General features: G+C 77.6%; 8 protein-coding genes. 5 read left to right on the top strand and 3 right to left on the bottom strand.

The window, feature by feature from the left end; genetic code table 11:
- From ACRYR7_RS13055 to ACRYR7_RS13040, 4 genes are all read left to right on the top strand, one after another.
- Positions 1-1,662 (top strand): FtsK/SpoIIIE domain-containing protein (locus ACRYR7_RS13055; RefSeq protein ID WP_432572531.1); only part of this gene is annotated, 1,662 nt, incomplete at its 5' end.
- 86 nt (positions 1,663-1,748) lie between these two features.
- Entirely contained in the window at positions 1,749-2,243 is a 495-nt protein-coding gene (locus tag ACRYR7_RS13050) for a GNAT family N-acetyltransferase (protein ID WP_432572534.1), read from the top strand.
- Between the two features lie 140 nt (positions 2,244-2,383).
- Positions 2,384-2,818, top strand: a complete 435-nt coding sequence (locus ACRYR7_RS13045; RefSeq protein ID WP_432572530.1) for an ATP-binding protein — start codon at positions 2,384-2,386, stop codon at positions 2,816-2,818.
- Entirely contained in the window at positions 2,815-3,795 is a 981-nt protein-coding gene (locus ACRYR7_RS13040) for a SigB/SigF/SigG family RNA polymerase sigma factor (RefSeq protein WP_432572529.1), read from the top strand. Before ACRYR7_RS13045 ends, ACRYR7_RS13040 begins: the two co-directional genes overlap by 4 nt.
- A 64-nt stretch (positions 3,796-3,859) precedes the next feature.
- Here ACRYR7_RS13040 and ACRYR7_RS13035 read toward each other — a convergent pair whose 3' ends face one another.
- Positions 3,860-4,279 carry a hypothetical protein gene (locus tag ACRYR7_RS13035; RefSeq protein WP_432572528.1) on the bottom strand — a complete coding sequence of 140 codons (420 nt, stop codon included), beginning with the start codon at positions 4,277-4,279 and terminating at the stop codon, positions 3,860-3,862.
- 424 nt (positions 4,280-4,703) lie between these two features.
- On the opposite strand from ACRYR7_RS13035, the gene ACRYR7_RS13030 reads away from it, so the two are divergent.
- Complete coding sequence (locus ACRYR7_RS13030; protein ID WP_166610479.1) at positions 4,704-4,952, top strand: WhiB family transcriptional regulator; 249 nt, start codon at positions 4,704-4,706, stop codon at positions 4,950-4,952.
- Between the two features lie 81 nt (positions 4,953-5,033).
- Here the strand turns inward: ACRYR7_RS13030 and ACRYR7_RS13025 are convergent, their stop codons facing one another.
- Together ACRYR7_RS13025 and flhA are read right to left on the bottom strand one after the other, a co-directional pair.
- Entirely contained in the window at positions 5,034-7,682 is a 2,649-nt protein-coding gene (locus ACRYR7_RS13025) for a hypothetical protein (RefSeq protein ID WP_432572527.1), read from the bottom strand.
- Positions 7,660-9,714, bottom strand: a complete 2,055-nt coding sequence (flhA, locus tag ACRYR7_RS13020) for a flagellar biosynthesis protein FlhA (protein ID WP_432572526.1) — start codon at positions 9,712-9,714, stop codon at positions 7,660-7,662. Before flhA ends, ACRYR7_RS13025 begins: the two co-directional genes overlap by 23 nt.
- Positions 9,715-9,860: the final 146 nt, after the last annotated feature.

Raw genomic sequence — 9,860 nt, 5'->3', positions numbered from 1 at the left:
GGGCGCGCCCGGCGGGCAGCCGGTGCGGCACCGGGGAGCCCCGGCGGCTCGGGCGCCCCCGGAGCCAGCGACGCCCTGGCGCCGGTGGTGGCCGCCGTGCGGGCGGCGGCGGACCTGCGCGGGCGGGCGGTGCCGCCGCCGCCGTGGCTGCCGCCGCTGCCCGAGCTGGTGCGCCCCGCCGACCTGCCGGGCCCCGCCGACCCCGGGGACCCCGGGGACCTCGGAGACCCCGCGGACGCGGGGGCGCTGCCGTGGGGCCTGCTGGACCTGCCGGACGAGCAGCGGCGCGCGAGCGCGGGCTGGGACCTGGCCGCTGGCGGGCACCTGCTCGTGGTGGGCACCGTGCGCAGCGGGCGCAGCACGCTGCTGCGCGCGCTGGCCGCGTCCGCCGCCGCGGGCGACGCGGAGGTGAGCGTCCTGGACGGCGGCGGGGTGCTGGCGGACCTGGCGGGGGCAGCGCACGTGGGCTCGGTCGTCGGGCGGGCGGAGCCGTGGCGGGCGGGCCGGCTGCTGCAGCGGCTCGTCGAGGAGGTGCAGCGGCGCCGGGAGCTGTTCGCGCGGCTGGGCGCGGGCGACCTGGCCGCGGCGCGGCGGGTGCCCGGTGCCGGGCCGCTGCCGCACCTGCTGCTGCTCGTGGACGGCTGGGACGGCTGGGCCGCGGAGCTGGCGGCGGTGGACCTGGGTGCGCCGGTGGACGCGCTGCACCGGCTGCTGCGCGAGGGCAGCGCGGCCGGGGTGCGGGTGGCCGTCACCGGTGACCGCGGCCTGCTGACCTCCCCGGTGGCCGCCGCGGCGGCGGAGGTGGTGCTGCTGCGGCTGGCGGACCGCGCGGACGCGGCGCTGCTGGGGGTGCCGGCGCGCGAGGTGCCGGGCCGGCAGCCGCCGGGCCGCGGGCTGCTGGTGCGCGACCGGGTGGCCCGCGAGGTGCAGGTCGTGCTGCCCGGGGCGCCGGCCGCCGCGCCGGGCGCGCTGGGCGCGCCGCGCGCGCGGGTGCGGGTGGAGCCGCTGCCGGCGCGGGTGGCGGTGGAGGCGCTGCCGGTGCCGGCGGGCGGCGCGGTGCCGCTGGGCGTGGGCGGCGACGGCGCGGACGTGCTGAGCGCGGACCCGGCCGGCGGGCTGCTGGTGTGCGGGCCGGCGCGCAGCGGGCGCACCACGGCGCTGCGCGCGGTGGCCGCCGCGCTGGCCCGGTGCCCGTCGGCTCCGCCGGTCGCGGTCGTCAGCGCCGCCGCGGACGCGGCACGGGCCTTCCCCGCCGCGGCGTGGACGGGGTGCGCGGACGCGGAGGGGCTGCGGCGGGTGCTGGAGCTGCCCGGGGCCGTGGTGCTCGTCGACGACGCCGCGCGGGGGCTGCCGGCGGACGTGGAGGAGCTGCTCGTGCGGGTGCTGCGCGACGGCGGGCGGCTGGTGGCCGCCGCCGACGGCGCGGAGGTCGCGGCGGCCTTCCGCGGGCTGGCGGTGGCGCTGCGCGAGGCCCGCACGGTGGTGCTGCTGGGCCGCGACGGGCAGGTGCCCGCGGACGTGCTGGGCCGCCGCGCGCTGCCGGCGCCGGCCGCCGGCCCGGGCGCGGGCTTCGTCGTCGCCGACGGCACCTGGACGGCGCTGCGGGTGGCGGCGCCGGGCCCCTCCGGCGCGCCGGGCGCGGCGCCTACCGTGGAGCCGTGAGCACCGCCGGGGAGACCACCACCACGCCCGACCCGCAGCCCGACCGGCAGCCGCAGCGGCGGCCCGACCCGCGGCCCGCGGCGCGGCTGCGCGAGGCCGGGCCCGCCGACGGCGGGGTCGTCGCGCAGCTCGTGCGCGAGCTGGCCGAGTACGAGCGCGAGCCGGGAGCCGCCACCGCCACGGGCGAGGACTTCGCCCGTGCGCTGGAGCCGGGCAGCGGCATCGGCTGCCTGCTCGCCGAGGTCGACGGTCCCGACGGCGTCGAGGTCGCCGGCATGGCGCTGTGGTACACGACCTTCTCCACCTGGCAGGGCCGGCGCGGCATGTGGCTGGAGGACCTGTACGTGCGCCCGCAGCACCGCCGGCGCGGCATCGCCCGGTCCTTCTTCGCGCGGATGGGCGAGCTGTGCGCCGAGCGCGGCTACGGCCGCCTGGAGTGGTGGGTGCTGGACTGGAACACCCCCGCGCACGCCTTCTACCGCTCGCTGGGCGCCGCGCCCGAGGAGGGCTGGACGGTGTGGCGGCTGGACGGCGAGCGCCTGGACCGGCTCGCCCCGCAGGCCCGCGGGACCGCGCCGTGACCCTCCCCAGTGACGGACCGTCACGAACCGAGCGCTCTGGGCGTGCGAAGCTGCTCTCCAGCCACACCGCGCCCCCGGACCGCACCACCGCCCCCAGCACACCACCGGCCCCGTGGGCCGGTCCCCGAGAGGACGTCCACGTGTCGACCACCACGGCCAGCGAGCAGGCCAGCGAGCAGGCCAGCGACCTCGTCGAGCTCCGCGTGCCCGCGGACCCCGCCTACCTGACCGTGGTGCGCACCGCGAGCGCCGGCCTGGCCGCGCGGCTGGACCTGACCCTCGACGAGATCGAGGACCTGCGGATCGCGGTGGACGAGGCGTGCACCCTGCTGCTGGACCCGGCGGCCGGGGCCCAGCAGCTGGTGGCGGTGTTCCGCCTGGGCGACGGCAGCCTGGAGGTGGAGGTGCGCGGGCCGGCGCGCGAGCTGCCCGAGCGCTCCAGCTTCGCCTGGGCCGTCCTGGAGGCGCTGGTCGGCGAGGTGTTCACCGGCACCTCCTCCACGGGGGCGTGGATCGTGCTGCGGCACAGCAGGAACGGTGCCGGCGCGCCGGGCGCGCCGGCGGGGGCCGTGTGAGCGGCGAGTCCAGCGCGGACGCCCCCACGGCGGCGGTCCCGGCGGCCCGCGCGGACACCCCCGGCGGGCCGCGCCGTCCTGCGCGCGCGGGCGCGGGCGGCGGGCCGCGGGACCCCGCCGGCGCGGTCGCGCCGGACGAGCGCGGCGAGCCGGACGCGCTGGACGAGGGGGGCGAGGAGGAGCCCGAGGACGCGCAGGCGGACCTCGCCGACCTGCCCGAGGAGCACCGGCGCGAGCAGCGCCCCGAGGAGCGCTCGCTGCACGAGCTGATGGCCCGGCTGGCGCCGGAGGACCCCGAGCGGGCCCGGGTGCGCGACGAGCTGACGCGCCGGCACCTGCCGCTGGCCGAGCACCTGGCCGCGCGCTTCCACGGCCGCGGCGAGCCGCACGACGACCTCGTGCAGGTCGCCACGATCGGGCTGCTGAAGGCGCTGGACCGCTTCGACCCCTCCCGCGGCGTCCCCTTCGGCGCGTACGCGGTGCCGACGATGCTCGGGGAGATCAAGCGGCACTTCCGCGACCGCGGCTGGGCGATGCGGGTGCCGCGGCGGGTGCAGGAGGCCGGGCGGGCGCTGGCCGACGCGCGCGAGGCGCTGACCCACGAGCTGGGGCGGGCGCCGACGATCGCCGAGCTGGCCGCGCGCACCGGCCAGGAGCCCGACGGGGTGGTGGAGGTGCTGGAGTCCGCCAACGCCTACGCGACGCTGCCGCTGGACACCGGCTCGCCCACCTCCCCGGTCGCCTCGCTGGGCAGCGTGGACGACCGGCTGGAGAACGTCGAGAACCGCGAGGCGCTGCGCCCGCTGCTGGCGGCGCTGGCCCCGCGCGAGCGGCGCATCCTGGCGCTGCGCTTCGTGCGCGGGATGTCGCAGGCGCAGATCGCCGCGGAGGTCGGCATCTCGCAGATGCACGTGTCGCGGCTGCTCAACCGCACCCTGGGCCAGCTGCGCGAGGGGCTGGGCTCCGAGCGGGAGTGAGCCCGGGCTCGGTCGGACCGGACGGACCATGCAGGACCGGGCAGGACCGGAGCGCGGGCCCCGCTCAGCGGGAGATCTGCGCCGAGACCGGCGGCAGGAACAGCCCCACCAGCACCAGCACCGCGGGCACCACGAGGAGCAGGCCCAGCAAGGGCGAGCCGCCGCTGAACGCCGGCCAGCCGGCGGCCAGCTGCAGCAGCTGCCACACCAGCACCGGCGAGCGCGCCCAGGTGGCCCGCTGCAGCAGCCCGTGGGCGCACAGGGCGACGCCGGCCGCGAAGGCCAGGGTGGTCAGCGCCAGCGCACCGGCGGCGATCGGCGCGGTGGCGTCCTCCACCACCAGGCCGTGCACGAGATAGGCCGCGCCGGCCACGAGCAGCAGCGCCTCCAGGGCCACGAGCGCCGCGACGGCGGTCAGCAGTGGCGAACGGGCGGGAGTGCCCCCACGCTGGGAGGCGGGGCGGGGCTCGGGACGGTCGGGCACCAGAGCACCGTACGACCGTCGCGGTCCGTGGTGGTGGCTGCACGCCGGTGCGGACCGGGGTGGCGCCACCGCAGCGGCACCGGGTGGCGTCCTGCGGGTCCCGGGCGACGCCGGGACCTCGAACCGTTACTACGTGGCCGGGATTGCCGGGAGGGGTCTTTCGTGTTACGTGCATGTGACGAACCCGACACCGGTTCTCCACGACCCGCGGCTGTCCCCCTCTTGTGGGACGCGCCGCGGGGTGTGAATCTAGATGCCGACGCGATCCCCGACGCACGAGAGCCACCGGCACCGCCGAGGGCGCTGATCGTGCGTCCCGGCACCGCCGGCGCTGCCGGTGCTCAGGGATCCCGCGCGACACCCCGTGTGACAGCGGACCGTCGCGCGCACTGAGACCGCAACGCGAAGAAGGAGTGGACCACCCATGGACTGGCGCCACCGTGCCGCCTGCCTCGACGAAGACCCCGAGCTGTTCTTCCCGATCGGCAACACCGGTCCGGCCATCCTCCAGATCGAGGAGGCCAAGGCCGTGTGCCGTCGCTGCGAGGTCGTGGACAGCTGCCTGAAGTGGGCGCTGGAGACCGGTCAGGACTCCGGCGTCTGGGGCGGGATGAGCGAGGACGAGCGCCGCGCGCTCAAGCGCCGCGCCGCCCGCGCCCGTCGCGCCGGCTGACGCTCGCCGTCGGCCGCGGCCCCCGGGCCGCACCGAGGAGGGCCCCCACCCCCCCGGCGCTGCCGCGCTTGGCCACCGGGCTCAGCGCGCGGCGCCGCCGCCCGACGTGGCGTCGAGCAGCAGGCCGGCCCAGGCGCCGGAGGTGGCGGGGCGCCCGTCCAGGAAGCCGACGGGGACGTCGAGGGAGAGCACGTCCAGCGGGTCCGGGCTCTCGGCGGCGCGGTGGACCGCCAGGCGGCGGGCCGGCACGCCGGCGCTCTCCAGGGCGTTCAGCTGCGCGGCGACCGCGTGGCTGCGGCGGGTGGCGTCGACGCAGACCACGACGGCGCTGGCGCCGATCTCGGCGGCCAGGCGCGCGGCGCGCTCGGCGTCGGCGGCGGTGGGGCGCGCGGGCACGGCCACGGTCAGCGGGGCGCTCCAGCGGCGGGCCTGCTCCTGGCGGGCGGGCAGCTCATCGGCGGTGACGGTGTTCTGCACGTCCGCGCGGCCGAGGACCAGCGGCGCCTCGGAGCCGACCTCGTCGGCCACGAGCAGGGCGGCGCCCACGACGGCGTCGGCCTCGCCGACGACGACGACGAGCTCGCCGGAGCCCACGCGCAGCGGCGCGGGGACCTCGATCTCGCGGGCCAGGCGCAGCACGTCCCCGGAGTCGTGGGGCTCGCGGTAGGGAGCGCGGGCAGCCGCAGGGCGGTCGCTGTAGGTCGTCACAGAATCACGGTAAGTCAGGTCCATGTCAGCTGCCTCGTTGTCGTCCCCGTCGTGGGCGGCGCGCTCGCCGGCCACGCTGTTCGTGCGCTCGGGCGCCAGCGGCGCCCGCACCTCGTGGCGCGGCTCCTCGCGCACCTCGCGGGCGTCCGCGTAGTCGTCCGGCACCGCGTAGGGGTAGGCCTGGCGGCGCTCCCCCGCGGGCTCGAACGGCACCTCGTACTCGTCCTCGGCGTAGCCGCCGACGCCCTGCGGGACCACGTCCTCCTCGACGAAGCGGTCGCCGAAGTGGTCCTCCACGGGCGCCGGGCGGCGCAGCTCGGGGCGGCGGGGCGCACCGCGGCGCGCCTCGAAGCCCTCGCGCACCGTCGCCGGGCCGTCCTGCTCCCCACCGCGCCCGCGGCCCTCGACCGGGACGTCGGTCCGCTCCAGGCGGCGGGGGGCGACGCCGTTGGCGGCACCGAACTGGTCAGGAGTCACGCGATCCTCCGTGGTGCGAGCGGGCAGACCGCCGAACGGGGCGTCGGCGCCTGCAGCGGCAGCCGGCCGGCCCGGACGGGGCCCCGAGGGGCGCGGCGACTGCTTAGTGACCGAGCGTACATCAGAGGTCACATTCGGTCGGGCGTTCTGCCGGCCGTCGCCGAGGGTGCGCACCGCGGCCATCGTGGCCGCGAAGCCCGAGCCCTCCGTGGAGATCGGGCGGTGCGGCACCGCCGGGCGCTGCGGCGCCTGCTCGGCGCGACGGCGGCCCGCGCCGTCGCGGCCGGCCGAGAGCATCGCGCGCAGGCGGTCGGCGCCGTCCGCGGCGTCGGCCGCGGCGAGCAGGTCGCCCAGGCTGCGCTCGCCGTCCCGCGGCGCCGGCGCACCGGCGCGCTCGATGCGCTCGGCCTGGCGGCGGCGCACCTCCTGGCGGGCGGCCTCGCGGCGCTGCGCCTCGGCGCGCTCCGCCTCCCGGCGCTCCGCCACCACACGTTCCTGCTGCACGCGCTCCGCCTCCCGACGCTCCGCTTCCGCACGGGCGGCCTCGCGCCGCTCCGCCTCCCGCTGCTCCGCCTCGCGGCGGGCCTCGGCCCTGCGTTCCGCTTCCCTGCGTTCGGTCTCACGGCGCTGCGCTTCCCTGCGCTCCGCCTCCAGGCGCTCCGCCTCACGGCGCTGCGCCTCACGGCGCTGCGCCTCGGCCCGCTCGGCCTCGACCCGCTCGGCCTCCAGGCGCTCCGCCTCACGGCGCTGCGCCTCGGCCCGCTCGGCCTCGATCCGCTCGGCCTCCTGGCGCTCCGCCTCCAGACGCTCCGCCTCCAGGCGCTGCGCCTCGGCCAGCTCGGCCTCCCGGCGCTCCGCCTCCTGGCGCTGCGCCTCGATCCGCTCGGCCTCCTGGCGCTCGGCCTCCTGGCGCTCCGCCTCGGCCAGCTCAGCCTCCCGGCGCTGCGCCTCGGCCAGCTCGGCCGCGGCGGCCTCCTCGTCCAGGCGCCGCTCCTCCTCCCGGCGCGCCGCCTCGGCGAGCGCGGCGGCCAGGTCCACCTCCTCGACGACCTCCTCGGCGCCGGGGGCGCCGGAGCCCTCCAGCAGTCCCGCGGCGCGGGCGCTGCTCACGGCCCCGGAGGCCTTGAGCATCTCCACCAGGCCCTGCCGGGCCTCCTCGAAGTCGTCGGCACCCGCGGCGCCGGGCTGGAGCGCCTGCACCTCGTCCCCGGCGGGGGCGGCGTGCCGGCCGGCGGGGGCCGCGACGGCCTGGGCGGCCTGGGCGGCCGCCTCGGACTCGGCGCGGTCGGCGGCGGCGAGCAGGGCCTCGAAGTCGGGCACCTCGCCGGCGGCGGGGGTCTCGGCGGGCGCCGCCTCGGCGGGGGCCGTGCCGTCGTCGTCGATCTCGACCGTCACTTCGTAGCGCTCCTTGGTGAAGAATCCGGCGACGCCTCCAGAACGGATGCGCTCGGCGCGGACGACGCGGGCGGCGTCTCCGTGGTCGTGGCGGACCTGCGCGAGCAGGTCCTGCAGGTCGGGCCCCTCAAGAAGCAAGTGCGTGGACACCGCTCACCGATCCAACCGTCTCGATCCGGGGGTGGTTGCTGACGTCGTCGTAGGAGAGGACGTGGAGGCGGCCGATCGCCACCTTGAGCAGCCGGCGGAGCGGGGCCCGCAAGGGGGGTGCGCACACCAGGACTGCGGAGATGCCCTGTTGTTCGGCACGTTCCAGGCAGGAACTTGAGGCGGTCACCAGGTGCTCTGCGGTGACGGCGTCCAGGGCCAGGCTGGCGCCGTGCTCGCCGGGGCGCAGGGCCTCGGCCAGGGAGTGCTCCAGCAGCGGGTCCAGGGTGATGACGTGCAGGACGCCGTCCTGCTCGTGCACGGCGGCGACCGCCGGCCCCAGCGAGGAGCGGGCCGCCTCGACGAGGCCGTCGAGGTCGGAGCCCTGCTTGGCCTTGAGGCTGAGGGCCTCGAAGATGCGGGCCAGGTCGCGGATCGGCACGGCCTCCTCCAGCAGGGCCTGCAGGACCCGCTGGACCTCGCCCAGGGTGAGCACGCTGGGGGTGAGCTCGTCGACGACGACCGGGTGGGTGCGCTTGAGGGCGTCCACCAGGGAGCGCACGTCCTCGCGGCCCAGCAGGCGCGGGGCGTGGGTGCGCACCAGCTCGCCGAGGTGGGTGATCAGGACGCTGGCGCGGTCCACGACGGTGGCGCCGGTCAGCTGGGCCTGGTGGCGCAGCTCGGCGGGGATCCACTTGCCGTTGAGGCCGAAGACCGGCTCGACGGTGGCGCGGCCGGGCAGGCCGTCCAGGTTCTCCCCCAGGGCCAGGACCTGGCCGGGCGGGGCGATGCCGCGGGCGACCTCGACGCCGGAGATGCGCACCGCGTAGGTGGACACCGGCAGGTCGAGGGAGTCGCGGGTGCGCACCGGCGGGACGACCAGGCCGACCTCCAGGGCGATCTTGCGGCGCAGGGCGCGCACGCGCTCGAGCAGGTCGCCGCCGACGGAGGTGTCCACCAGGTCCACCAGGTCGGGGGCCAGCGCCACCTCCAGCGGGTCGACGCGCATCTCCTCCAGGAGGGACTCGGCGGCCTCGTTGGGGTTGACCGGCGCCGGGGCGAGCTGGGCGAGCTCGACGGCCTTGGCGTCGGCGGTCTCGCGCTTGGAGATGCGGGTGGAGGCGAAGAAGCACAGGCCGGCGACGAGCAGGAAGGGCAGCTTGGGCATGGCCGGGATGAGGGCCAGCACGACCGCGGCGCCGCCGGCGATGAGCATGACCAGCTTGTTCTGGCCGAGCTGGGCCAGGGCCTGCGAGCCCATGTCGCCGGTGCCGGTGGCGCGGGTGACGATGATGCCGGTGCCCACGCTCAGCAGCAGCGCCGGGATCTGCGAGGCCAGGCCGTCGCCGATGCTCAGCAGCGCGTACTGCTGGATGGACTCCGCCGGGCCCATGCCGTGCTGGATCATCCCGATGGCGAAGCCGCCGATGAGGTTGATCAGCACGATGATGATGCCGGCGATGGCGTCGCCCTTGACGAACTTCGTGCCACCGTCCATGGCGCCGTAGAAGTCCGCCTCGGCGGTGACGTCGAAGCGCCGGCGGCGGGCCTCGTCCTCGTCGATCAGGCCGGCGTTGAGGTCGGCGTCGATCGCCATCTGCTTGCCGGGCATCGCGTCCAGGGTGAAGCGCGCGCCGACCTCGGCGACGCGCTCGGCGCCCTTGGTGATGACGACGAACTGGATGACGACCAGGATCATGAAGATCACCAGGCCGATGACGAGCGAGCCGGAGATCACGAAGTGCCCGAAGGCCTCGATGACCTTGCCGGCGTAGCCGTCGGAGAGGACCAGGCGCGTCGTCGCCACGTTCAGGCCCAGCCGGAACAGCGTCAGGACCAGGATGAGCGAGGGGAAGACGGAGAAGTCCAGCGGCCGCTTGACGAAGAGGCACGTCAGCAGCGCGATGAGCGAGCACGTGATGTTCGTCGCGATGAGGAAGTCCAGCATCGGAGCCGGCAGCGGCACGACGAGCAGCAGGATGATGCCGACGACGCCGATCGGCACCGCCATCTGCGAGAGGTTGCGAAAACGCACTGCACCGCCTGTCGTCCTGGTCACCCTGTCGGGTTCCCTCGTCCAGCGGCCCGTCCGTGGCCCTGCTGCGCCGTCCTGGCTACTGCCTCCTTCGGCACGCGCGCGCCGGTCCTTGAGCGCCCGACCGGCGGGCAGCGCCCCGGCGC

This window comes from Kineococcus gurbantunggutensis, assembly GCF_050871925.1.
Classification (GTDB): domain Bacteria; phylum Actinomycetota; class Actinomycetes; order Actinomycetales; family Kineococcaceae; genus Kineococcus.
The sequence above is the reverse complement of the archived record's forward strand: the minus strand, read 5'-3'. Positions and strand labels throughout refer to the sequence as shown.